This is a genomic window from Algibacter sp. AS12 (genome assembly GCF_046736315.1).
GTDB lineage: Bacteria > Bacteroidota > Bacteroidia > Flavobacteriales > Flavobacteriaceae > Algibacter_B > Algibacter_B amylolyticus.
Window position 1 is genome coordinate 4,317,272 of record NZ_CP151841.1, and the last position, 25,610, is coordinate 4,342,881.

The 25,610-nt window shown below is 30.3% G+C and carries 27 protein-coding genes; 24 read left to right on the forward strand and 3 right to left on the reverse strand.

Going from position 1 to position 25,610, the window contains the following annotated elements; genetic code table 11:
* From AAFN75_RS17670 to AAFN75_RS17725, 12 genes are all read left to right on the forward strand, one after another.
* Positions 1–207 carry a hypothetical protein gene (locus AAFN75_RS17670; RefSeq protein ID WP_411807602.1) on the forward strand — a complete coding sequence of 69 codons (207 nt, stop codon included), beginning with the start codon at positions 1–3 and terminating at the stop codon, positions 205–207.
* A gap of 923 nt (positions 208–1,130) precedes the next feature.
* The gene (locus AAFN75_RS17675) at positions 1,131–2,141 is read left to right on the forward strand and encodes a hypothetical protein (RefSeq protein WP_411807614.1); all 1,011 of its coding nucleotides are present in this window, start codon (positions 1,131–1,133) and stop codon (positions 2,139–2,141) included.
* Between the two features lie 155 nt (positions 2,142–2,296).
* Complete coding sequence (locus tag AAFN75_RS17680; RefSeq protein ID WP_411807615.1) at positions 2,297–4,339, forward strand: hypothetical protein; 2,043 nt, start codon at positions 2,297–2,299, stop codon at positions 4,337–4,339.
* Positions 4,340–4,974: 635 nt separating this feature from the next.
* Complete coding sequence (locus tag AAFN75_RS17685) at positions 4,975–5,985, forward strand: T9SS type A sorting domain-containing protein (RefSeq protein WP_411807616.1); 1,011 nt, start codon at positions 4,975–4,977, stop codon at positions 5,983–5,985.
* A 283-nt stretch (positions 5,986–6,268) separates the two neighbouring features.
* Entirely contained in the window at positions 6,269–8,032 is a 1,764-nt protein-coding gene (locus AAFN75_RS17690) for an ATP-dependent nuclease (protein WP_411807617.1), read from the forward strand.
* Complete coding sequence (locus AAFN75_RS17695) at positions 8,019–9,659, forward strand: UvrD-helicase domain-containing protein (RefSeq protein ID WP_411807618.1); 1,641 nt, start codon at positions 8,019–8,021, stop codon at positions 9,657–9,659. Before AAFN75_RS17690 ends, AAFN75_RS17695 begins: the two co-directional genes overlap by 14 nt.
* Positions 9,660–10,087: 428 nt before the next feature.
* Positions 10,088–10,477 (forward strand): hypothetical protein, encoded by a 390-nt coding sequence (locus tag AAFN75_RS17700; protein ID WP_411807619.1) that lies wholly within the window; start codon positions 10,088–10,090, stop codon positions 10,475–10,477.
* Positions 10,478–10,745: 268 nt separating this feature from the next.
* Complete coding sequence (locus tag AAFN75_RS17705; protein WP_215939760.1) at positions 10,746–11,309, forward strand: TetR/AcrR family transcriptional regulator; 564 nt, start codon at positions 10,746–10,748, stop codon at positions 11,307–11,309.
* Positions 11,310–11,363: 54 nt separating this feature from the next.
* On the forward strand, positions 11,364–12,170 hold the full coding sequence (locus AAFN75_RS17710; RefSeq protein WP_215939761.1) for an SDR family NAD(P)-dependent oxidoreductase: 807 nt from the start codon (positions 11,364–11,366) through the stop codon (positions 12,168–12,170).
* A gap of 5 nt (positions 12,171–12,175) precedes the next feature.
* The gene (locus tag AAFN75_RS17715; protein ID WP_215939762.1) at positions 12,176–12,358 is read left to right on the forward strand and encodes a DUF2892 domain-containing protein; all 183 of its coding nucleotides are present in this window, start codon (positions 12,176–12,178) and stop codon (positions 12,356–12,358) included.
* A gap of 1 nt (position 12,359) precedes the next feature.
* Positions 12,360–12,776, forward strand: coding sequence for a hypothetical protein (locus AAFN75_RS17720; protein WP_215939763.1), 417 nt, complete (start codon positions 12,360–12,362; stop codon positions 12,774–12,776).
* A gap of 146 nt (positions 12,777–12,922) precedes the next feature.
* Positions 12,923–13,336 (forward strand): hypothetical protein, encoded by a 414-nt coding sequence (locus AAFN75_RS17725; protein ID WP_411807603.1) that lies wholly within the window; start codon positions 12,923–12,925, stop codon positions 13,334–13,336.
* Positions 13,337–13,458: 122 nt separating this feature from the next.
* Here AAFN75_RS17725 and AAFN75_RS17730 read toward each other — a convergent pair whose 3' ends face one another.
* Both AAFN75_RS17730 and AAFN75_RS17735 read right to left on the reverse strand, forming a co-directional pair.
* A complete protein-coding gene (locus AAFN75_RS17730) occupies positions 13,459–14,004 on the reverse strand; it encodes a hypothetical protein (RefSeq protein ID WP_411807620.1) in 546 nt (181 codons plus the stop codon).
* Positions 14,005–14,007: 3 nt separating this feature from the next.
* Positions 14,008–14,445, reverse strand: coding sequence for a Panacea domain-containing protein (locus AAFN75_RS17735; RefSeq protein WP_411807621.1), 438 nt, complete (start codon positions 14,443–14,445; stop codon positions 14,008–14,010).
* A gap of 298 nt (positions 14,446–14,743) precedes the next feature.
* On the opposite strand from AAFN75_RS17735, the gene AAFN75_RS17740 reads away from it, so the two are divergent.
* Positions 14,744–15,268 carry a hypothetical protein gene (locus AAFN75_RS17740; protein WP_411807622.1) on the forward strand — a complete coding sequence of 175 codons (525 nt, stop codon included), beginning with the start codon at positions 14,744–14,746 and terminating at the stop codon, positions 15,266–15,268.
* A gap of 193 nt (positions 15,269–15,461) precedes the next feature.
* On the opposite strand, the gene AAFN75_RS17745 is transcribed toward AAFN75_RS17740, so the two are convergent.
* Positions 15,462–16,985 carry an IS1182 family transposase gene (locus AAFN75_RS17745; RefSeq protein WP_411807623.1) on the reverse strand — a complete coding sequence of 508 codons (1,524 nt, stop codon included), beginning with the start codon at positions 16,983–16,985 and terminating at the stop codon, positions 15,462–15,464.
* A 133-nt stretch (positions 16,986–17,118) separates the two neighbouring features.
* On the opposite strand from AAFN75_RS17745, the gene AAFN75_RS17750 reads away from it, so the two are divergent.
* From AAFN75_RS17750 to AAFN75_RS17800, 11 genes are all read left to right on the forward strand, one after another.
* Positions 17,119–17,697, forward strand: a complete 579-nt coding sequence (locus AAFN75_RS17750; RefSeq protein ID WP_411807624.1) for a hypothetical protein — start codon at positions 17,119–17,121, stop codon at positions 17,695–17,697.
* 159 nt (positions 17,698–17,856) lie between these two features.
* Positions 17,857–18,417: a hypothetical protein gene (locus AAFN75_RS17755; RefSeq protein ID WP_411807625.1), complete on the forward strand. Its 561-nt coding sequence runs from the start codon at positions 17,857–17,859 to the stop codon at positions 18,415–18,417.
* Positions 18,418–18,577: 160 nt separating this feature from the next.
* Positions 18,578–19,159, forward strand: coding sequence for a DUF6252 family protein (locus tag AAFN75_RS17760; protein WP_411807600.1), 582 nt, complete (start codon positions 18,578–18,580; stop codon positions 19,157–19,159).
* Between the two features lie 161 nt (positions 19,160–19,320).
* Positions 19,321–19,890 (forward strand): hypothetical protein, encoded by a 570-nt coding sequence (locus AAFN75_RS17765; RefSeq protein WP_411807626.1) that lies wholly within the window; start codon positions 19,321–19,323, stop codon positions 19,888–19,890.
* 300 nt (positions 19,891–20,190) lie between these two features.
* Positions 20,191–20,523: a helix-turn-helix domain-containing protein gene (locus tag AAFN75_RS17770; RefSeq protein ID WP_411807627.1), complete on the forward strand. Its 333-nt coding sequence runs from the start codon at positions 20,191–20,193 to the stop codon at positions 20,521–20,523.
* Positions 20,516–21,556 carry a DNA cytosine methyltransferase gene (locus tag AAFN75_RS17775; protein ID WP_411807628.1) on the forward strand — a complete coding sequence of 347 codons (1,041 nt, stop codon included), beginning with the start codon at positions 20,516–20,518 and terminating at the stop codon, positions 21,554–21,556. Before AAFN75_RS17770 ends, AAFN75_RS17775 begins: the two co-directional genes overlap by 8 nt.
* Positions 21,553–22,989, forward strand: a complete 1,437-nt coding sequence (locus tag AAFN75_RS17780; protein WP_411807629.1) for a protein NO VEIN domain-containing protein — start codon at positions 21,553–21,555, stop codon at positions 22,987–22,989. The genes AAFN75_RS17775 and AAFN75_RS17780 overlap by 4 nt, the downstream gene beginning before the upstream one ends.
* Positions 22,959–24,098, forward strand: coding sequence for a DNA cytosine methyltransferase (locus AAFN75_RS17785; protein WP_411807630.1), 1,140 nt, complete (start codon positions 22,959–22,961; stop codon positions 24,096–24,098). Before AAFN75_RS17780 ends, AAFN75_RS17785 begins: the two co-directional genes overlap by 31 nt.
* Positions 24,099–24,218: 120 nt before the next feature.
* A complete protein-coding gene (locus AAFN75_RS17790) occupies positions 24,219–24,800 on the forward strand; it encodes a hypothetical protein (RefSeq protein ID WP_411807631.1) in 582 nt (193 codons plus the stop codon).
* A gap of 186 nt (positions 24,801–24,986) precedes the next feature.
* Complete coding sequence (locus AAFN75_RS17795) at positions 24,987–25,166, forward strand: hypothetical protein (RefSeq protein WP_291794170.1); 180 nt, start codon at positions 24,987–24,989, stop codon at positions 25,164–25,166.
* 185 nt (positions 25,167–25,351) lie between these two features.
* Positions 25,352–25,558, forward strand: coding sequence for a hypothetical protein (locus AAFN75_RS17800; RefSeq protein ID WP_411807632.1), 207 nt, complete (start codon positions 25,352–25,354; stop codon positions 25,556–25,558).
* The last annotated feature ends 52 nt before the right edge of the window (positions 25,559–25,610 follow it).

Genomic DNA, 25,610 nt, shown 5'->3' on the forward strand with positions numbered 1-25,610 from the left:
ATGTATGACAAAGAGAAAATAGAAAACTTTCAGATTAGAATGGAGGAATTAATTGAAAAGTTTGACAAAAAACAAGCTTTTGAATTGATTACAACAGAACTCAAAGATTGTGAGGACAAATATCTGACTGAATTTATGGCGCCTTTAAACTTCTTGAATTATGAGCCCGTTTTAGACTGGATTAAAAAAAAATGCAAAGAGGAATAAAAATATTACGCAAGATTGGGGACATTTATCTGCGAGTTCAAATTTCAGCTGGAAAAGAGCGGAAAAATGGCTTGAAAAGGGAAGACCTTTGAGCTTAATTGCACTCGATGCAACAATGTTCTGTACAACAAGAGGAGAGCGACTAAATCAGTCTCTTTTCATGAGGGAATTGAATCCTAAACTGACTGACAATCCCAAACTGGACAAAATAGCAAATGGACTAAAAAACTATTTGAAAAAAGACAGCGTACCAAGGACAAAGAATGTAATTGATAAAATAATAAATGACATATTTGAAATTGGATAAAAAAACCGAACTGCTAACATTGTATAAAAATAATGCGTAAGTTTATTCCTTAATCAAGAGTTAGTGCTTGTTTGCTTGCATCTGATTTTCCTTCGGAAAATCCTCGCACTCAAACTACGCACTATTCTTATACGTAACCGTTAGCGCACATTGCTCACTCAGCTCAAAAAATAATAAACCTTCTCAAAGTATTTTAAAAACAATTCCTAAAACTTACTCAATTGATTTTTGACAAATCAAAACGCAACTGTTACCTAAGTCTAATTTTACTCTCGAAAACTAAAATTAAATAAAAAATTAAACCGACTTCTGACAAAATAATACGCAAAGTTTACGCGCAAATGACTTAACTCTTGCGTTTAAAAAATTCTGACTCTTGCGAAACAATACGCAACTGTTGCTTCGGACTTTTCTTTGTTCCTTAAAAAGCATATTTAAATACTCTTGTGAGAAAAACATAACAACGTGCGCTAACATTGTATAAAAATAATGCGTAATTTAGTGCCTAATCAAGACTAAATGCGTGTTTGCATGCATCTGATTTTCCTTCGGAAAATCCTCGCACACAAACTACGCACTATTCTTATACGTAAACGTTAGGCAACATTTGAACTAAATGATAAAAATTCCACATAACAGAGCAATAGAGCTACTTGAAAAAAGACTATCTGACTTATATTCTGCCGATGTCAAAGCTTGGCAAAATAGAACTTTAATAGATTTACAAGCCATTTTTGGAAGAGGAAGTTCTCAAGCAAATGCCATTATGTTGCAAAGCACATTGCATTATAATGATTTGGACAAAATAGCAGAAATCAAAAGAACTTTTAGAGAAACTTTACAAGGATATATTGAATACATAAAGGATTTCCATATTATCGGTAAGGAACAAATAGAATTATCTGAACAAGAATTCAAGGAAAAATACTCTGATTTACTTACAAAATGGAACAATTTAGTTCCTGAATATAATCAGTTATTAGAAGACCAAGAAAAACTTCATAAAGATTACAATACTGCTTTAAACGAAATTAATATTTTGGAAGACAAGCTAGCACAAAAAGACAATATAGGAGAAAGTATAAAAATTCTTTTTCTTGGAGCTAGTCCTATAAATGAAGACAGATTGAGAATTGATGAAGAAGTAAGGAATATTGAGAATGGATTGAAACTTGCTTCATTGAGAGATAGATTTGAGTTAAAATCGGAATGGGCTGTTACAACAAAAACATTACAACAAGCAATGTTGGATGAAAAGCCAACAATCGTACAGTTTTCGGGACACGGTCATAATGGAGGAATTGCTCTAGAAGATTCTTTGGGTAATTCAAAATTAATTGACAATAATGCTTTAGGTTCATTGTTTGAACTGTTTTCAGACAAAGTGCAATGTGTATTTCTCAATTCTTGCTATTCTGAATCTCAAGCTAGAGAAATTTCTAAACACATACCGTATGTAATTGGAATGAAAGATTCGGTTCCTGACGCAACTGCAATCGCTTTTTCTGTTGGGTTTTATGCAGCTTTGGGAGCTGGAAAAGACATTGAATTTGCATACAAACTAGGTTTAGTCGGAATAAAACTTGAAGGTATTGGAGGTAGTGATATTCCAATTTTACTAGGATAAAAAACGTTGCCTAACACCGTATATAATTTATTGCTAGTTCTAGCCTACTTACGAAAATCCTCGCGGATTTTCTATTCGGTTTTTATTTGCTAAATTAGGTGCTTAAATCACGCAACAAACCATATACAACAACGTTAGGCAACATTTGACAAAAAATGACGAAAAAAAGAGAGTTTCATACAAACATTGCAGGAAAAGTTAGAAATACAAAATTGCCGAAAAGAAAAGCCTTATGGCCTTTATTTGAAGCAATAAGTAATTCTATACACGCAATTGAAGAAAAAGGTAATCTTGATTCTGGACAGATTATTATTGATATAATACGAAATGGTAAAAAAGAAACGTATGAAAATCTAAAAGTTGTAGACATATATCCTGTAAATAGTTTTTTAATACACGATAATGGCTCTGGTTTTAATGACAATAATTTAAACTCTTTTTTAACAGCGGAATCTGATTATAAAATTGAAAAAGGAGCTAAAGGAATTGGAAGATTTGTTGCTTTAAAAGCATTTAATCACGTTAATTACAATAGTTCTTTTCAATCAAATGGTAGTTATTCAACACGTAGTTTCACGTTTAAGCAAATCGGCAATGGTATTTTTGACTTTAAAGAAGAATCTAACTCAGAAAGTAAATCTTGGACTAAGGTTGAATTAAATCATTATAGAGAAGAATATCAAAAATTTTGTCCAAAACCTTTAGAAGATATTGCAGAAAAAATAGTAGAACATTTTCTTATTTATTTTTTACAAAACAAATGTCCATATATAACTTTAAGAGAACAAAATGGACAAAAAGTATTATTACAAGATTATTATAAAAATACTTTTAAAGGTTCTATTAAAGAGTCAGAATTAACAATAAATGATAATACATTTCATTTATATCTTTTAAGAGTATTTAATACAAGAATGAGTCATCAAATTCATTATTGTGCGAATAACAGAGAAGTAAAATTCGAATTGTTAAATAAATATATATCAGATTTAGGAAGAAGAATAAATGATGAAGATGGTAATCATTTTGTTTATCACGCCTATTTGACAAGTACAGTTTTTGATGAAGCTGTAGATAGTGAAAGAATCGATTTTAATATTTTAGAACAAAACGAGGATGAAGAGGAAGACGATTCTAGTGAAATAACAATCAAAAACATTAGAAATAATGCGGTAGAAGAAATAGAAAAACTTCTTGAACCATATTTATCAAGTGTGAGAGAAGAAAAGTTTGAAAATTATCAATCTCATATTTATAGTTCTTCACCTCAATATAAAACAATATTAAAATATCATCCTGAAACTATAAAGAAATTACCCCCAAATTTAAAAGGTAATAAACTTGATATTGAACTTTTTAAAGCGCAAAATGAACTCGAATCAGAAATAAAAGAACTAGGAGAAGAAGTTCTAAATGCAGATGAGGATATACAAAATACAGAAGAGTATCAGGAAAAATATGCTGAGTATATTGAAAAGTTTAATGACATTGGAAAGGCAAATCTTGCGAAACATATAGTTCATAGAAAAGCTGTTATTGAACTATTAGATAAATTCTTAGGAATAGAAGATAATAAATTTCAAACAGAGGAAACTATACATAATATCTTCTTCCCTATTCGTTCGGAATCTGACGAAATTAGCTACGACAAACAGAATTTGTGGTTAATAGACGAAAGATTATCTTACCATAATTATCTTTCTTCTGATAAATCTTTTAAAAGTATAAAAGTATCGGATAGCGAAGATTTACAAAGACCAGATTTATTAATATTTAATGATAGTTTTGCTTTCGTTAATGACGAAGCACCACATCATTCATTTACTATAATTGAGTTCAAAAGACCAGAAAGACAAGGTTACACAACTGAATCTTATAAAAAAAATCCAGTTGACCAAGTTTTACAATATATAAGAACAATAAGAGATAATAAAGGCGTTGATAGAAAAGGGAAAAAAATTGATTTTATTAATGCAAACACACCATTTTACGCTTATATAGTTTTAGATTTCAATGAAAATTTAAAACAAGTTTTAGACGATAAAGATTTTAAAAAGACACCTGATTCAATGGGTTATTTTAAATTTCACGATAAATACAATGCATATATTGAAGTAATATCATATCAAAAATTATTGAAAGATGCCAAAATGAGAAACCGAATTCTATTCGAGAAACTAGGATTACCTACGAATTAAAAAAACGTTGCCTAACACCGTATATAATTTATTGCTAGTTCTAGCCTACTTACGAAAATCCTTGCGGATTTTCTATTCGGTTTTTATTTGCTAAATTACGTGCTAAACCACGCAACAAACCATATACAAACACGTTGGCATTCATGTCTCACTCAGCTCAAAAAAATATATAAACGAGCTTAAAAGTTGTTAAAAAACTCACTCAACCGACTTCTGACCATTTAAAGCGCAACTGTTGCTTACGACTGACTTTACTCTTGCGCAAAACATCTGACTTTTGACAAACGAAACTCAAAGATTACGCGCGACTGACTTTACTCATGCTCAAAAAAACTCTCACTTTTCTAAATTCAAACGCATATCTGTCGTAAAATAAGTCCAACAAAAAAAAACACGCATGCCAACATTGTATAAAAATAATGCTTAGTTTAGTACCTAACCAAGAGTAAATGCGCGTTTGGTTGCATCTGATTTTCCTTCGGAAAATCCTCGCACACAAACTACGCACTATTCTTATACGTAACCGTTGTGTGTAATTTCCGAACGACATTTTGCATTTTTACCTACTAATGGGTATTGATTATAATTTCATAACAACTTATCATTACAAATTAATTAACTAAAATCTATAAAAGATGAAAAAACAATTACTTTTAAACTTAACATTTTTATTATTTACTATTGGAGTTTTTGCACAAAGCTCTGGTAGTTTTTCAGGAACAGTTACTGTATCTGACAATGAAGATAATTATCAAATAATTTCATCCGGAAACGGAACTTATATGATAACTTTAACATCTGATCAAGGAACAGCAGTAAGTTTAATGCCACAGCCAGATAATTACAGTATTGCTGGTATAAATAATTTGAGTGGTGTAAGCCCTCAATCAACAGTTTCAAGTTGCGTTGAAAATAATCAAAATATTAATGTTTTAGTTTTTAAAACAAATAGTAGTGCAATTTTCTCCAATTCCTATACAATTGATTATCAATTCATTCCTTTAACATATTCTGTTGACTCTGAACCTAATGATAACTATTCACAATCAATAACAACACAAGAAAATATAAATTATGAAGGTTGGTTTAATAATGATAATAAAACAACAAATGTTGATTCAGTAGATTGGTATAAGTTTACTTCGCCAAGAAACGGAGAATTAAGTATCATAATTAATGATGGAGATGAAGATGATTTTGGAAATCTTGGATTATTAGAACTCTACGACAACTCATTAAACCTCATTGATGCTACAACTGTAGTCGTATCTGGATTAACAAAAACTTACAAGTTCTCAAATTTCAACTTTAGTGGAAATGATTTTGGTATTAGACTTCAAGGAAATTGTGTGAGTTATCAATTTTCTTGGACAGTTGATGATAGTACATTAAGTGTAGATAATTATAATTTAAATAGCTCAATAAAATTATACCCAAATCCAGTTTCAAATAATTTAAGCGTCAAAATTAGCAACAATTTGAATATTGAGAAAGTTGAAATTATTGGAATTACAGGAAAATTAATAAAGGAAACAAATTTTATTAATAATTCAATTTCTACTCAAAACTTAAAAAACGGAATTTACTTTGTGAAAATTTACACAGATAAAGGAATATCTACTAAAAAAATCATAAAATCGGAATAAAAAACTACACACAACACCGTATAAAATTAATGGCTAGTTCTCGCCTACTTACGAAAATCCTCGCGGACTTTCTATCTGGTGTTTATTTGCTAAATTAGGTGCTTAAACACGCCACTAATCTTATACATAAACGTTGTGCATAATGCGAAAATCGTGCTAAAATTTAACATTTGGACTAAAAAAACCAGCCGCACAAACAGCACATTTGTTTTTTTTCCAACACACAAGCCAACGCTGAAAAATCCAAAAGAGCTGTTTTTTGCCAACGCTAAAATGACATACAATGATATTATCGAAAATTGAATTAAAAGGATTTAGAAATTATAAAAAAGCTGAAATTAATTTATCTAAGAAATCATTAATTATCGGAGCAAATGACGTTGGCAAGACAAATTTGTTGTGGGCAATTAGACTTTTGCTAGATAGAGGATTATCTGACTATGATATTGAACCGCAAGATTCTGATTTTTATGCTTACGATGAAACTAATGAATTTGAAATAGTTTTACATTTTACAAATGTTGTTGAAGATTGCGTTGTTTCAAGAATGAAAGGGAAAATTAGTGATGACGATGAAATGTGTCTAATGTATAAAGGCTACAGAGACAAAATAACTAAAGCTAAGACATTTAAACTTTTTGCGGGTAAAGCAATTAATGACCTTGAAGAAATTGAAGATAGATACTATAGAAAAGTTTTAAATATTAAATATATAAGTAGTAAAAGAGACCTACATAATTATATTAAAAGAGAGAAAAACTACTTATTTCAGATTGCGAAGGAAGAACGAACAGAAGAAGAAACACAATCAGATGATAAATTATATTCTGAAATACAAAACGACTTAAAATTAGTAGATGAAAAAATTCCTGCGTTAAAATTTATTTCTACAGCAACGAACACAATTAATGATGAACTTTCTAAACTATCGTTACATCACAAAAAACAAAAGGTAGTATTTGATGCAAGCACATCTAACGTTGATAGCTTTATAAATAATGTCTCAATTGCAGCTAAAAGTAATGAAGAGAATGTTTTGATTGGTGGAGATGGACGCTTAAATCAAATATACTTAGCTTTATGGGCTTCAAGAAATGGAATTACCGAAGAAAGTCTTACCGAAGTAACCATATTTTGTATTGAAGAACCAGAAGCTCATTTGCATCCACACCAACAAAGAAAATTAGCAGAATACCTCAATTTATCTTTAAATGGTCAAGTAATATTGACTTCTCATTCACCGCAGATTACAAGTGAATTTAGTCCAAATTCGATTGTAAGGTTACTTAATAAAGAAAATTCTACAACAGCAGCTTCTGATGGTTGTTCGAAAATCATCGAAGATGCATTTTTAGATTTTGGATATCGTAAAAGTATTATATCAGCTGAAGCCTTTTTTTCAGATGTAGTTTTTCTGGTAGAAGGACCTTCAGAAGATTTATTTTATAAAACTCTGTCTAAACAAATTGATATTGATTTAGATAGACTTAATATTAGTGTATTAATGGTGGATGGAATTGGATTCAAAACATATATTAATATTTTGAATAGTCTTGATATTGACTGGGTTCTAAGGACAGATAACGATATTTTTAAAGTTCCGAAAAAAGATGAATATCGTTTTGCTGGTGTTCAAAGATGTATTAGTTATTATAAAGAGTTTTTTATTTCTGATAAAGAAACAGATAAACTACTTTTAGAACACGAGAATAACTTACAATGGTCAACCCCAAATCCAGAAATAGTAAATATTGAGTCTGCAAAAATAATTACTAAAGATTTAGAGAATTATGGAATGTTTCTATCTTTTAATGATTTAGAGAACGATTTTTTTAATAGCTCATTAAACTCAGAAATCAAAGATTTTTTTTCTGACATAGATGAAACAGAAATTGTTTCAGGTATGCAAAAAAGAAAAGCAACATTTATGTTTAACTTTCTAAAGAATAACACGAAATCTTTATCAAAACTTAAAGATGACAATATTTCAAAGCCTTTATTGGAATGCAAAAGCAAAATAGAATTAATCCAAAATGAAACCAACTAACCAACAAAAGTTAATTTTGGATTATGATGGTAATTCTGTTGTAATTGCTGCACCTGGAAGTGGGAAAACATTTGTATTATCCCAAAAGATAAAGCAAAATTTAAAATTACTACTTGACCATCAAGGCATAATTGCAATTTCATATACCAACAAAGCAAGTAATGAATTAAAAAGTAGAAGTTTGTCAAATGGAGAAAAACCTAAAAGTTCTTTTTTTGGCACAATAGACAAGTTTAATTTATCCGAAATAATAATACCTTTTGCTAAACATTTATTTGGTATACCAGTAAATGAATTTAAAATAATTAAGAATTCTTCTCTATCAAATGAAGAAAAAGAGCATTTTGAATGGCTTGATAGAAAGATAACTTTGGAAGAACTTGATGAAGAAATAATTAATATTATTAAGGAATATTTTCTTAAGGGTTTAATATTAATTGAAACAATTGGTGTGTTTGCAGACTATGTCTTTACAAATTCGATTGCTTGTCAAAAATATATAAAATCTAAGTACAAGTTTATTTATATTGATGAATATCAGGATTCTGGTTATCAACAACATCAAATATTTCTAAAAATTTTAAATTTAAATATAACTGCCACAGCAGTTGGAGACTTGAATCAATCTATTTATGCTTTCTCAGGTAAAGATTCTAAATATTTACTAGAATTAACAGAAAATGATTCTTTCAAATATTTTAAACTAGATAAAAATCATAGGTGTCACCCTTCAATAATTAATTACTCAAATTATCTTTTAAACCCTAAAACAGAACTAATTCCAGTTGACAACAACCAAATACTATTTATTAGGACTGATGGAAATGAAATATCAATTGCCAACTGGATTGATAAATATATTGAAACAATTCAAAATACTTTTAATGTCAAAAAATTAAATCAAATTGCTATTCTAACAAGAGGAAATAGAACTGGTCAAATTATTGATGAAAACTTAAATTGTAACCATAGGTTATTTGTAAGTAATGCGTTAGATATTAATCTAAATATATGGTCTGCTATATTTTCAAATTTACTATACTTCGTTTTTGATAGAGGTCATAAATTTATTGATGTAATTGAAGTTTTTTCATCCTATGAAAAATTTTCATCGAAAGAATTGAAAAAATTAAAACTATATAAACAAAAATTAGAGAGTATTGCAATACAAGAACCTCTTAATAAAGAGGCGTTAAAAACAGAATTTATTAAAATTGCGAAGGTTATTTCACCAAATACATCAAGTCAAGAATCAATTGAGTTATTACAATCCGTTCTTAATAACGAAATAGAACTTAATTCTTATCAATCAGCTGAAGAAGATGAAATTAATATTATGACTTTGCACAAGTCTAAAGGCTTAGAGTTTGATGTTGTCATACATTTAGATTTATACGAATGGATTCTACCAAAGAAAAAGCCAGGTCCCAATAATGACTTTAATAATCCAATTTATGATAATTGGACTCAAGATGTAAACTTACATTATGTTGGAATTACAAGAGCAAAAAATGGTTGCATATTAGTCTCAAGTACTCAAAGAACAAATTATGAATTCAAACAAAAACAAGGGAAAGATTCTGAATTCATTTGGAATAACAACATAAAGGAATTAAGAAATAAATAGCCATCGCTCAAAGCCATACACATTTACAATTCGCATCAGCCAACGCTACGCCCAAAATTGCAAAAGAGTATGTCTTGCCAACGCACAAATTTGAACTGAATGACAAACATCGGAAAACCAAGCTGAACGAAAAAGCACTATGCACAACAACGTGTATAAAACACAGCTAATAAAGGCTTTCCGAGAGGTTTTTGTATATTTACAAAGTACGCCAAATTTTTTATTTGGTTATATTTAGAAAAGAAAATTAAACATAAAAATAAAAAATTCGGCTCGTGCTAAATCCGAAAAGTTAGCGTTTATTTATACGCTACGTTTCATACACAAGACCGTTGGCAAACATTTAAGAAAAACCGAAATACGAATTGAAAAGACGACATTTAATAATAATTTCGATTTTACTAATTATACTTTCCTTTTGGTTCGGAATGAAAGTAGAACGCGAATTTGCAAGTTGGGACGAAATAGGAAAACCTGTATTTGAAAGGGAACAAATTTACTTTCCGAATAAAAAAAGTTCTCTGTATCTGAAAAGTAAAAATTGGGGATTAACAGCTGACCATAAAATTTCTGTGATTTCAACGAAAAGAGAAATGGAATTTCAACCTGACTCAATATCTGAATATATTTTTCACGGATTTGGCGGAATAATATTCAAAACGGAAAATGACACTCTGAAAATCTACTCAACTCAAAAACCTAAAATCCCACCGAAATTTGAATCAGAAATTAAAGTGGAAATAATAGAAATTAAGAGTAATCCTGAATGGATTAAACTGAATGACAAAATAAAAAACGGGTACAGAAAATTTGAATAAAAAACGATTTGCCAACATTGTATATAAAAAATTGCTATTTTGTACTTAACCAATGTTAGTTGCTTGTTTGCTAGCTTCTGATTTTCCTTCGGAAAATCCTCGCACTCAAACACGCAACTTTCCATATACGTAACCGTTGTACCCAATTAACCCAAACAACAACCTCACTACTCAAACTGAACTAAATCTATTGAAATTATAAAATAAAAGTTAAAATATTTTTTTATTTCTAACCGATTGTTTAGTTTTGTCCTGTAATTGAATATTAATGCCAAGAACAAAGAAATATAGCGAACAGGAAGTTCTCGAAAAAGCAATGAATTTATTCTGGAAAAAGGGTTATGAAACTACCTCTATGCAGATGCTTGAGAAGGAAATGGGAATTAATAAGTTTTCCATTTATTCAAGTTTTGGCAGTAAGGATGGCTTATTTGTTGAGAGTATGAAATTCTACAGAAAGCGTTTAAACACAATCACTAATAAATTACAGAACTCAAATAACGGAATTATTGGAATTAAAGAATACTTCTATAGTTTTATTGATTTCTCTAAAGAAAATGATTTATGCAAAGGTTGTTTAATTACCAATACTGCAAATGAAGTTGATAAAGATGCAGACCAAAATATACTTGCCCAAATCGTAAAATTCAGTACAGATGTTAGACAACTATTTATAAAAAATTTAGAACAGGAAAACACCAAAGCAACATCAGAAATTCAAGAACTAGGAGATTATCTAATCATTTCAATGGTTGGTCTTTCTTCAGCATCAAGAATTTTTAATCAAAAACAACTAACCAATTATATAGAAAACATTTTCAAACAATTATAATATTTTTTTAATCAATAACTAAATGATTGTTTAGTTATGTAAAACAAACTCAAAATGAAAAATTTAAAATACAAATATGGGAATAAAGCATTAGTGACTGGTGGTTCATCAGGAATTGGAAAGGCATTTGCTTTAGAACTTGCAGAACTTGGAATTGAACTAATTATAGTTGCAAGAAACAAAGAGAAATTAAAATCCATTGCAGAGAAAATTTCAAATAAGTACAATATTGTTCCTCAAACTTACTCTGTTGATTTATCAAACGAACAAGCTATCATAGACTTTTTAAAAGATATTGATACACAAGAAATTGGAATGCTTGTTCATTGTGCAGGAATGGAAAACAACGGTAGTTTTCTTAAAATTTCAGAAGAAAAAGAATTACAAATGATTAAACTGAATGTCACTTCAACCTATTTACTGACTAATCATTTCGCAAAAAAAATGTCAGCAGTTAAAAAAGGAGGTATTTTATTAATATCAAGTATGGCTGGATTAATGGGAACACCATATTTCAGTAATTATGCTGCAACGAAATCTTATGTTCACAATTTAGGACTATCGTTATATCCAGAACTCAAGGCGAATAATGTAGATATCAGTGTTCTCGCACCAGGTTTAACTGAAACGAATATGGTTGCTGATAATGGAATTGACTGGTCAAAATTACCTATGTCAAGTATGAAACCCTCTGAAGTTGCCAAAATATCATTAAATAATCTCGGAAAAAAAGGAACAATAATTCCCGGATTTATGAACAAAATGATGGTCTTTATGGCTAAAAGAATTTTCTCTATTAAAGGGTTTAGTATAATGAATGGTTGGATGATTAGAAAAGCAATTTCCAATAACAAAATATAATAACAATGAAAAAAAATGTTGGAACTACAGAACGAATTATACGAGCTATTCTTGGTCTAATTATTATCGCATCAGGATTTTATTTTAAATCTTGGTGGGGAATTGTCGGAGCAATAATAATGATGCCTACTTTTTTAGCTTGGGATCCGCTTTATGCTATTTTAAATATTAATACATTAAAAAGATAAAATGAAAAAATCAGTTAAAATCATAACAGGATTATTAGGCTTTGGAATGTTAATTCCTGGAATAGCCAAGTTTTTTGAACCATTTAAAACTTGGATTTATAGACAAGTATCGATTACTGAAATGCCCTTCCCAGAAATAATGCAATATTTTGTAAAGTTTGGTGAAGTTGGTGTTGGACTTGCACTATTATTTTTAGTATTTAAGGCAGATAATTTAGACAGTTCTATAAAAAGAAAATTATTTTATTTAAGTAATTTGACCGTTGCAATTATGATGGTGGTTGCAATTTATGTCCATTTACACCCTGATGTTCCTGCTGAAATTTTACCAATGGAATCTAAACCACCATATTTAGCTATTTTTTACTTAATTCTAATTTCAATTAACTTCTATTTGAATCGAAAAGTAAAAAAATAACTGGGTACAACAACGTATATAAAAAATAGCGGTTTAGGTAACTACCTGAACCGTTTTTGTGTTTTATTGGGTATATTGCTTTCTGAAAAGTTAGTTCTTCAAAATCCGCTACTTTTCATATACAAGACCGTTACCCTTTATTAAAAATGACTGAGAATTTAGATTGGAAATTTTACACTTCGATTGCTGATAGCCAATATTTGGAAATAAGCGGAATTGATATTTGGAGCTTGAAATGGAATACGGAATATGAAAAAATAATTGTAAAAGACCCTCTATATGGAGCTTTAAAAACATTTAATAAATATTGGATTAAAAATGATAATGAGACAATTGAATTTGTAGCTGGAGAATTTTCTAATTGTATCTGGGGAATTTATTTAAAACCTGATTTGATTGAAAAGCACGAAAGAAAATACGGGAAACGGACAAAAGAAAAAGTGATAAGCGACTTTAAAAAACAATACTCCAAATCTGATAATAACAAAGACAAGTTTTCAATTTTGGAGTTTATAAAAAATCTGTTTCGGAATAAAAAAACAAAGGGTAACACCGTATAAAAATAATTACGGCTTTAGTGCTTAATCAAAGGGCGTTGCGTGTTTGTAACGTCTGATTTTCCTTCGGAAAATCCTCGCATACAAACCCGCAACTATTCTTATACAAACACGTTGGCAGTAATTTAAGGCTTATCAGAATCATCATCTAATTCATTTAGATTTGACTCTACTTTTTTCTCAAATTCACTATAAAAAAGATCTGCTTCATCTTTATATTGAAATGTTCGATGATACAACATTAAAGTATTTATAGCAATTGAACCTTGCCTATTGTAATCATCATAATTCTTAAAATAGTAAGATAAGAAAAGTAAGTATGCGGAATATCTTGAATTATCTTCTTTTATTTCACCCACATCATTAGCGGCAGAAAAAACTAAAGCAAAATCTTCTTCTAAATTGTAATATGCTTCTAAACAAGCTCTGAATATAGCTCTTGTGTGACCAGCGCCTATATTTGAGCGTAATTTATACTTATTCTTTTCAGTTCCTTTATTATGCTCGTAGAAAGAAATTACACATATATTGTTTTCGTAAATTTCAACTTCTATTATAGTTCTGATTGACTTTCCAAATTCAGGAATAAATCTATAAATCTGACGATATAAAAAATCTTCATTACTTTTTGGATACTCATTTTGAATGAATACCAAACCTTTTTTTGCCATACTCTAAAAGTTAGAATAATGCCCTAAAGTGTTTTGTGTATTTACAATTGGAATTCTATTGTGAGAATCTAATGCAAAATCAACTGTAGTATCTTTGTTGATAATTACTTCTTTATCACTCGGTTGATTACTTAAAAGCCCTTTTCTACTGTTTTTCCAAGGTAAATCATTATGAGTTAAATCAACTAAATCTGAGCCTGTTAAATGACCATAAGACTTCCATACATCATTTAAATGATTTACAGTTATATCATCCAAGTCCAAATTTACAGCTCTATTACTTGGAATAATAGAACTTCTTTTCATAAACTTAAAATTAGCCCAAACATCATAAACCACAGGACCATATATCCAAGCTTGAATTCTGTCATCAAATAACCTTTTGTCATTTTTAACAAAAAACCAAAGCTGAGAATAATACAGTAACTTCTGTAATTTCAACGGACTGACACCTTTCTTAATAAAGAAAGAGGAAACGTCTAATGCTCTATAGTTTGTTTTCATTTTAGTTTTAAATTAGCAATTACTTGCTTTTGCAAATGTACAATATTAATTGAAATATATGAAAATTTATCTGATTATCAAAAAACTACTGCCAACAATGTATATAAAAAATAGCTAATTTCGTGCCAAATTTTATTTGTGTTGCTTATTTAATAACGTTAATTTAGTCGGAAAAGTATCTGTGTACTTACACGCTACTTTTCATATACTGAGACGTTACCACACATTGCCGAAAATGACGAAAAAACAACGAAAAATATATTATGCGACAATTCTGATTTTAGGATTATTTTTAATGGCTTGGCAAGTCACAATATTTCGGAATACAATAATTGACGTTTCAATTTTAATCGGAATTATTTTAGTTGTGGGAATTATAACTTTTTGGGTTGACTTCAAGAATTACGGAAAGACTTATAAGAAGAAAGGAATTGGGCTTTACTTTTATTCTGGAATGCAATATATTTTGAGTTATGGATTTATTGCTTGCTCAATCTTTATGTTAACGAATTACTACTTTGCTGAAAAAACACCTAAAAAAGAAACATTTAAAATAATAGAACGCTCATCTTTACCTGGAAGGAAATATCACAGAGACGAAAGAAAACCAACTTTCCGAATAAATTATAATGGAAAAATAAAAGAGTTAGTTTTTAATCACGAATATTATAAAAAAATGGACTTTTTTACGAACGTTGAACTTGAAGTAAGAAAAGGCTATTTCGGATTTGACATTTTAGAAAATAAAAAACTGAATTAATAATACAGCGGAATAAAAAAACGTGTGGTAACAACGTATAAAATTAATTGCTTATTTTAGGCTTAAACAAAGGTTGTTGCGCTTTTGTTACATCTGATTTTCCTGCGGAAAATCCTCTCGCACAAAACCGCAACTAATCTTATACAAAACCGTCAGTCTGTCTAATAACCGACTGCAATTTTATATATTTCTACTAAAATACAGTTTTTTGAATTAGCTGTATGCTAAGATCTTTTTGTTCGTATACTACTTTAAAACCCATTAGAATAGATACTATGAACCTAAAAAAGGACTTGTAAGCTTTAAAAGCACACGTATTAGCTTTTCTAATGATATTCCAAATTCTTGTTAAATTATAAGCAATAAACATAAAGCCTACATCAGCACTAGCGCGTTGCATAGTTTTCTTAGTCATAATATGATCAAAACTCCATTGACGTTTTATGGTTCCGTAAGGATGCTCAACCATGGCTTGCCTTTTTTTATACGCATCAGGATTTTGCAATACGCTTTGTGCATTAGCTTCAATATACTGATGGTATTCACTGCGCTGTATCACCTTTCCATTTACTTTAGAAGTGGTGCATAATGCTCTTACTGGGCAGGTTTTACATCTGTTTGTTTTATATTGTTTGAAACGATAATTACGCCCTTTATAGGTGCTGCCATTACTTTTAAGTATGTTTCCTTCCGGGCAAGTATACATGTCGTTTTCTTTATTGTACTTAAAATGTTCTGAGTTATAATTTGGATCAGGGGCTTGTGATGCTCTACCTATTCCAGGGATAGCGACAAGGGTTTTAATACCTAATTGATTTGCAGTTTTAAATTCACTCCCCGTATGATATCCTTTATCATAAAGTGCGGTAAAGGTGTTTGTTCCTAAAATAGTTTTAGCGCGCTGCAACATCTGTCCCATAGCTTTGGAGTCATTCATATTGGTGACCAAGTAGTCGAACGGAATATTATGATCTGCATCTACAGTAGATTGTACACAGTAAGCAACTTCAGTAATATTGTTACGCACTATCAAATGCTTGCTATCAGGGTCTGAGGTAGAAATTTGTGGTTCTCCAGAGGTCTTCAGCTGTGCATTTAGTTTTTCATATTCATTTCTGCGACCTTGATGTTTATCAATATTCTTCTTGATGTTTTCTTTCTCATTTTCACTATCACTCTGTTCAAGGGCTTTATTGTACTGCTCTAGTTTGTTGTCTATGTAATCTAAGTGGCGCTGTATCTTCTTCTGATTAAAATTGTTCTTTTTACTATTCTGAGCTCTAAACTTAGTACTGTCTCCAGCAATAAGTGTAGCACCGATAAGCCCAAAATTGCGTGCAATTTGTACGGTAGCAAAAAACACTTTTTTAATAGCCTTTCCATTATTTTTTCTGAAGTTACTAATGGTGTTGTGATCTGGAGCTAGCGATTCAAGCAACCACATCACTTCAATGTTACGCCTGCATTCTTTTTCTAATTGTCGAGAAGAACGAATACGATTCATGTATCCGTATATGTAAAGTTTGAGAAGGACAGATGGATTATAAGCAGGAGGGCCGTTTTCTATAAAGTCTGAACGGAATCCGAGTTCTGCTAGGTTAAGTGAATCTACAAATTGATCTATAGACCTTACGCTGTTCTTAGATTCTATAGAATCTTCAAGAGAAACAGGAAAAAGGCAGGTCTGTTGTCGGTCTTTTCCAAGTATGAATTTCATAACTAAAAGATACAAAAACTACCTGAAAATTACTTTATAACTGTTTCTAAATATCACTAAAAGCTTAAATAGTTATTAGACAGTCTGCCGTTGTGCGCAAGCTGAAAAAATGAACCGACTAATAATCTTAATATTGATTTTAGGACTTTTAAGCTGTAGCTGTAACGGTGGAAAGAAAAAACAGGAAATGGAAAGGAAAAACGTGGACTTGGAAGTTTTGGCGCACGAGGGAATCAGGATAGACTTCGAGTTTAATTCTGACAAACCGACTTTTGGAGATTTATTTTTAATCGTTGGATTTGAAAATCCTGACCGACCTCATAATAGCAGAGAATTTGAAAAACTTGCTGAATTGGGATTTGAACAAGTGGATGACTATTTTGGAATCAAGAATAAAACGGAAATTGGAGATGACGTTAAAATTTGGATGTTCCCAATCATAAATGGAGAAGAAGTTTATCATAACCAAGGACCTTTTGATGCTATTCGGATAACTTATGGAGTTTTAAGAAACGACAAAAAAACGGCTGAACTTTATGAAAAAATATTTCACTCTATAAACTCGAACCTTGACGTAACACCAATGTTTGAGGGTAATCGAATTGAAAGTTTTGGAGAAATAAATAAAATTATAACCGAAACCATTGAATATTGTAGAGCGGAATTAAAAGTAGAACCTGGTTCTGATAAAGCTTTACAACTTGATTGGTAAAAGCCAGCGCACAACAATGTGTATAATTCATTGCTACTACTCGCCTACTTACGAAAATCCTCTCGGATTTTCTATTCGGTTTGTATTTGCTAAATTTAGTGCTTAAACACGCAACGAAATCATACACAAACACGTTGTGAGTAATTAAAACCAAGTTAATTGAGAAAAAAAATTATATTATTCATATCGGTATTATTTTTTGGATTTATTTCGTTTTTAGCTATTAATCGTTTTTTCTTTGACATTAAGGAATGGTGGATAATGAAAGAAAATATTATATGGAGTAAAAAAACTGAATTAAAATGGAATGATTTTATCTATGACGAGAGTAAAACGCTAACCGACAATATTCAAGCCAATATTGGTATATCAGCAAGATATAGAATCGACGATAAGATTTACTATAAAACGAAAACTGCTTTTGTTCCTGAAAAATCTTTTGTAAATGACACGACAAATCCTATTTCTCTAAGAATTGCAAATACCAGATTCGACTTATGCGAAGTCTACAGAAGAAAATTGGAATATAAAATAGACAGCTTAAGAAAAACTAATATCAAAAATATAGATTTAGCCTATTTAGAAAAGCAAAGTATTTTATACACCAACTATTTTTCCGAAGAATGGAACGAATTTCTTAAAATTCCTAAAGAAAATCTGATTCCTGAGCTTGAAAAATTAGAAAATAAAATAAGAACACAATTGAATAATAACAAATAACTACTCACAACACAGTATATAAAAAATTGCTATTTTGTGCTTAACCAATGTTAGTTGCTTTGTTTGCTAGCTTCTGATTTTCCTTCGGAAAATCCTCGCACTCAAACACGCAACTTTCCATATACATAAACGTTGTGTTTAATTTAACGACCGAATTAAAATGAAACAAATATTTCTTCTTTTTATTTTATTTAGCCTGATATCTTGTTCAAAAGACGACGATGATACTTTGACATCAATAAATAATGATGGAACAGGTGGTATGTCGTGTTTAGTTAACGGAAAAGTTTTAGTTCCTTATAGAACTGGATTTGGAAATCCGCCTAAATTCTTCGGATTTTCCAACGATGATGATATTTATTACTTTGCATTAGGAATACGTCACGAAAATTCAGGGATTGGAGATGACCAAAACTTGAATATACAAGTATATGATATAGACTACAGAGACCCAATAACCTTTCAGCCTATTTCTTTGGCTGGAAATACGTATCAATTGGGCTCATATGGTGACTCAAATTTGAATGGACAATTCCAAACCTTTGGATTATATAGAGATGGTAGAATAGATAATGGATTTTACACAACAACGGATTTAATAAATGGAGAGGTGAAAATTACATATCACGATATTGAAAATTATATTATCGCCGGAACATTTTGGTTTGATGCTATAAACGAAAATGGAGAAATGGTGGAAATAAGAGATGGAAGGTTTGACATTGAATTCACGGGACTATAAAAAACTAAACACAACAATGGCTATAAGTAATTGCTTGTTCTCGCCTACTTCTGAAAATCCTCGCGGATTTTCAGTTTGGTGCGTACTTGCAAAGTTAAGTGCTAAACCACGCAACTACTCATAGCCGAGACCGTTGTAACACATTTGACCAAATCAAGAAAATGCAGGAATTTAAAGATTGGAAAGAGTTTATTAACCGAATTTTAATTGACAGCGGACAATTTGAAAATCCAATAACTGAATTCAAAGGAGAAGCGGAAATTGAGACATTTAAATCGGCTAACAAAAATTCTTTGACTGAAATTCGAGTTGGATATTTAAAAGAAAATTTACTTATCTATTTGCATATTTTCAATCCGACAGTTCCTGGTTATAACAAATATGTAGAAGGAGAATATTTTTATCAATACCAATTTAACGAGCCTGCTGAATATGGAAATCCTGCATTGGAATTTAATGAGCGGAATCGAAACGGAATTATCTCAATTCTCGAAAAAGGACTGAAAGGAAAAGAAGTTCAATTCGTGAAAAACGACAAAATTCTGAAATCCAAACTTTATATTGCGGAATCTGACTCAAACTTCAGCTATTCTTATGAATTTATAAAAACAGGTTTTTGGAAAAAAATATTCGGACAGAAAATTGATAAAATGGACGGAATTGAAAAACGTGAAATAGAACTAAATAAAATATTTAGCGGAATAAAAAACGTGTTACAACAAAGTATATAAAAAATTGCTATTTTGTGCTTAACCAATGTTAGTTGCTTTGTTTGCTAGCTTCTGATTTTCCTTCGGAAAATCCTCGCACACAAACACGCAACTTTCCATATACGTAAACGTTGTACACAAGCTCTGAAAAGCCCACCGCACGTTCAAGCACATTTCATTTTGCTCGTGCCTCACAAAATAAAAAGAGCTTTCACTTCCCCACCGCCACCCAAAAATATTTATAGACTTGATACAAAATTTGCAAATTAATATTACATTTGCTAAAAATAGGTCAAACCCTAAATTGATAAAATCAGAAAAATGGCAAGTTTTGGGCATTTCATAAAAACCGAAAGGGAAAAAAGAGAATGGACTCAAACTGAATTTGGAGCGAAAATCGGAATAAATTCTAGTGCAATCAGTCGAATTGAAAACGGAACTCAAAAATTTAGTAAGTCAAAACTCAAATCATTATCGAAATTGTTAAATCTCGATTTACAAAGAGTAACTGACTTGTTTTTCGCTGACAAATTTGCACGAGAAGCTTTTAAATACAAGTGCTCTGAATCTATTTTTAGTGTCGCAGAAGACACAGCTAACTACATAAGAAATACTAATACCAAACAAGGAAAATTGAATTTTGAAAATGAGTAAAAAAAATACTGTAATAGACCTTTTTTGTGGTTGTGGTGGATTGTCACAAGGCTTCATTGATGCAGGATATCAAATATCTTTAGGTATTGATAAATGGAAAGATGCAATAGAAACATTTAATTTTAATCATAAAGACTCTAAAGGAATTGTAGCTGATTTACTCGAACTAAACCCAGTCACTGTTTCGGAAAATGAAAAAATTGATAAAGTGGACGTAATAATTGGAGGTCCACCTTGTCAAGGTTTTTCTATTGCAGGAAAAAGAATAATAGAGGATGAAAGAAATCAACTTTATAAAACATTTGTGAATTTTGTAGAACATTTCAAGCCTAAAGCTTTTCTAATGGAAAATGTACCTAACATTATGTCAATGGGAAAAGGAGCTATTAAAAATCAAATAATAAAGGATTTTGAAAATCTTGGGTATAAAGTTTCACATCAAATATTATTGGCTTCAGATTATGGTGTACCTCAAAATAGAAAAAGAGCTTTTTTCGTTGGTTTAAAAAATGGTTCAGAATTTAAGTTTCCAATTCCAACAACAACAAATGATAAAGTAACTTCTGAAGAAGCTATTTCAGATTTAACTGAACATACAATTAATGATGGAACACCTTATTTAAATAAGCATAAAAGTCCATTTCAAAAACAAATGCGAAATGGAAATAAATTTATTTTCAATCATCAAATTACCGAGCATAAAGAAAAAACAGTTGAAATAATTGCAATGGTTCCAGATGGAGGTAATTATAAAAGTTTGCCAAAAGAATTACACGAAACAAGAAAGGTCAATATAGCTTGGACAAGACTGAACAGCCAAAAACCGAGTTTTACAATCGATACAGGTCATAGACATCATTTTCACTATGAGTTTAATAGAGTTCCAACGGTAAGAGAAAGTGCAAGAATACAATCATTCCCAGATGATTTTATATTTCAATGCAGTAAAACCAGTCAATACAAACAAGTTGGAAACGCAGTACCACCTATTTTGGCAAAGGTTTTAGCTGAAACAATCAAAAAATATTTATGAGTTTAGTCAAGTCATATCAAATTCCAGATGAATATTTTTTTAGACTTCATCACGTAAGACCTCGTTTTAAAAATGATGTTGAAGAAGTGCTATTGTATGTGTCAACTTCTATTTCTGAAATGGAAATACTTCCAAAACAAGAGTTCAAAGAAAACCTAAATCAAGTTCTATTTGGTTTTAAAAACAATGCCTCTTCTACCCAAAAAACAATTGACAATTGGAGAACAGAAATATCTGCGTTATTTGCGTTTATTCAAGAAGAAAATGGTTTAACAAGACCAAGTTTAAGTGCAATTAGATTATCTAATAACCAATATTTAGATGAGTTTTTCAACTATTTTTTATTTTCATTTCAATATCCAGGAGGTCATATAAAATCTCAAAATGTAATAAAACAAATTGATGCAGGTGTAAAATTCAAACCTTGCAAATTCATTTTACAGCTTTTAATTGAGGGAGAAAAACTAATTGGGAAACCATTCAGTTTTACGGCAGAAGAATTAACTCAATGTGCGTATTTTGATTTAAGGGTAACAAGAGATGGAAGGCATCCAAGAGATGTTGCCGAAATGATACTAAAACATAGAGCAGAAAAGGTATCGTACAATCATAAATATGAACAACTAAAAAATCCTAATACAGATAAATATCCTTCAAAAGGAGATTTGCACAGATACGCAGGAGACATTTTAGATTATATGGTTTTAGCCAATCTATTAAATGACAAAGGAACAGGCTATTATTATTACTTGAATGATGAAAATAAAGATGCGATTAATTATCATTTAAAAAATTCCGAATGGTATTCGGGTTATGATAAATTTTATAACAAGGAAGAAATTACTAATCCCGAAATAGCCGATTTAGAACAGGATTGGTTCTCTTATGTAAATAGCTTTGATAATATAGAAGCTTTTGCACCTTCATTGAGTGCCTCTGAATCCGAAAGTATTTCAAGTATTATTCAAGAATATTATTCTCGAATTAAAGGAGATAAAACAGTCCCTACAAAAATAATTGGAGATTATGGAGAAAGCTTAATACTTGCTCACGAGTATTTAAGAACAAAGGAAACAAAAAGGCAACATTTAATAAATAAAATCCCGACACCTCTGGGAGTTGGTTATGATATTCAAAGTGTTGAAATAGAAAAAAGGAAAAGATATATTGAAGTCAAGACAACTAAATCTCGGAAGGCATTAAAAAACAATAGATTTAAACTTACACCTAATGAATGGGACACCGCAGACACGATAGGTAATAATTATTTTATTTATTATTTAGTTGCAAATGATAGCGGAAAAAATGTTTTTATTATTCAAAATCCAGTTGAACAATATAAACAAGGTAATTTAAAAGTAGACAAGAATTTAGTAGTTGAATTTTCTCAAAACGCAGGACAATGGCAAACATTATTAGAAATACAAAACTAAAAGCAATATCGTTATTTAGCGGTTGCGGTGGAATGGATTTAGGCATTGAAGGAAACTTTAAATTTCTTAATAAGACTTATAAATCTTTACCTTTTAAGGTTGTCTATGCAGTAGATAATGACCCTTATGCAACTAAAATATATAACAGTAATTTTAAGAATCAATGTGAAACTAAAGATGTCAGAGATTTGGAAATTGAAAAGCTTCCTGAACACGATATTCTTTTAGGTGGTTTTCCTTGTCAATCTTTTTCAATAAGTGCTCAAAATCCGCCACGTCTTGGATATAAAGATGACCGTGGTAAGCTATTTTTTGAAATGGTTAATGTTTTGAAAGAAAAACAACCAAGATTTTTTATTGCAGAAAACGTTAAAGGATTACTTTCTGCAAATAAGAAAAAAGCATTTCCAATGATTGTTAAGGAATTTGAGAAAGCAGGATACTACGTGAAATATCAACTATTTAATGCATCTGAATATGGAATACCTCAAAAAAGAGAGCGTGTTTTCATATTAGGATTTAAAAACTATGAAGACTACGTTTATTACGAATTTCCAAAACCAACAACGCTGAATGGTTCTAAAGTTAAATTAAAAGAAGTTATTGACTTAAAAGCGAATAAAGACGAGAAATGGTTTTTTAGCGAAAGAGCTGTACAAGGAATGATACGAGTTAGAGAGAAAATGAACAAAGGACGTGACCAAGACCCTGAACAACCTTGTAATACTATTAGTTCACATTTAGCAAAAGTTAGTTTAAATAGCACAGACCCAGTTCTAAAAATAAAAGGTAGATACAGGAGATTTACACCAAGAGAAGCTTCAAATATTCAATCTTTTCCAGAAGAATTTATTTTAGATTGTGTTTCAGATAATCGACAGTATCGAGCAATTGGAAATGCTGTACCGCCAGTACTAATGTGGCATATTTCTAATTCGTTAAGCAATCTTCTGAAAAAGGAAAAAAGTGCTGAAAAAGCCAACGCTAAAAGCCATACACATTTGCAATTCGCACCAGCCAATGCTAAATCAAAAATTGCAAAAGAGTATGTCTTTTCCAACGCTGAAAAACAAGCTGAAGAAAAAAAGCCAGTGTACAACAATGTATAAAAATAATAGCGGTTTAAGTGATAAAACGAAAGCAAGTATCTGTAAAAAAGGTCTGTGCTTAAAAGAAAAATTCGTGGGTTTTAATCCGCTACTATTCTTATACTAACCGTTGTAAGTAATTTGAGAAAAACAAAAACATATATCATATTAATTATCTTTTCATTTCTGATTGGATGCAAAGACAATAAAAAAGAAATTGATTTTCACAATAGTAAAATAAACTCTGAATGGTCAACAATTGAATATAAAGAACGTAATGTCGAATTTAAATTCCCTGAAAAAGATTTTAAAATTGAACATGATACTTTAAGAGTTGATTGGCTTGGAAATGTTCATCTTCAACGTTGGACTTTCAACACTAAAAGCAAAAAAAATAATCCAAATTTCGCTTATTCATTTAGTCATTACAAATACCCCGAGCATAATTTTACAGAAGAAGAAGTCGATGAGTTTTTTGATGGAATTGTAGAAAACTTGATGGATGCCTTTGATGCTGAATTACTTTATAACCGCCAAATTGATTACAATGGAAATTATGGAAGAGAACTTTACTATTTTATGCCAAGCACAAAAATTTATTTTACTGAAAGAACATATTTAATAAATAATGAGCAATTTGCTTTAACCGTTATTACTAAAAAAGACAAAATATTAAATAAATCAATAAAGACATTTTTAGAATCTTTTGAAATAATAAAATAAAAAACTACTTACAACACAGTATATAAAAAATTACTAGTTTTAGCTAAACCAAAGTTAGTTGCTCGTTTGCTAGCTTCTGATTTTCCTTCGGAAAATCCTCGCACACAAACACGCAACTTTCCATATACATAAACGTTGGCAACAAGTTAACGAAACCGACAGAATCACAATAAACGACAAAAAATTATGGCATTTCTAGAGTTAAAAAATGATGGTCAGAACACTTTAATTAATATAAAAGATATAGTATTAGTGAAAGAAGATTTTGATATTGGATATTCGATAGTTCACATTAGAGGAATTGAAGAACCTTTAAAAGTCAAAATACATTTTAGTACAATTGCTGACAAAATAACAAAAGACTAAAGTTCAATAAAACGATGAATTACGAAATACCAAATTCATATAATTGGTTTGCAAAACTGAATTTAACCCAATTCATTCCTTGGAATTTTGACTCGGAAATTAATCCGAATTCATCAATCAACGAACGATTTAAAATTGAGTGCGAACAAAATCGTGAGGTTCTGACTTTTGGACGTAGACAAGATATGGACACATTTGTCGGATTTGAAATTTTAGATGGAAAAATGACCGAAAATGTAATCGTCTTTCATCCATCTTTCGGAACAAATGTAAAAGGATGGAATATTATCGAATCAGAACATTTGGATTTTTTCGATTTTATGCAAAAAAGAGTTTTACCTGAAATGAAAGAATGGATACCTGAAGATGACGTAAATGACTATATTGAATAAAAAAAACCAGTTGCCAACACCGTATAAAAATAATTGCGGTTTGGTGCTTAAT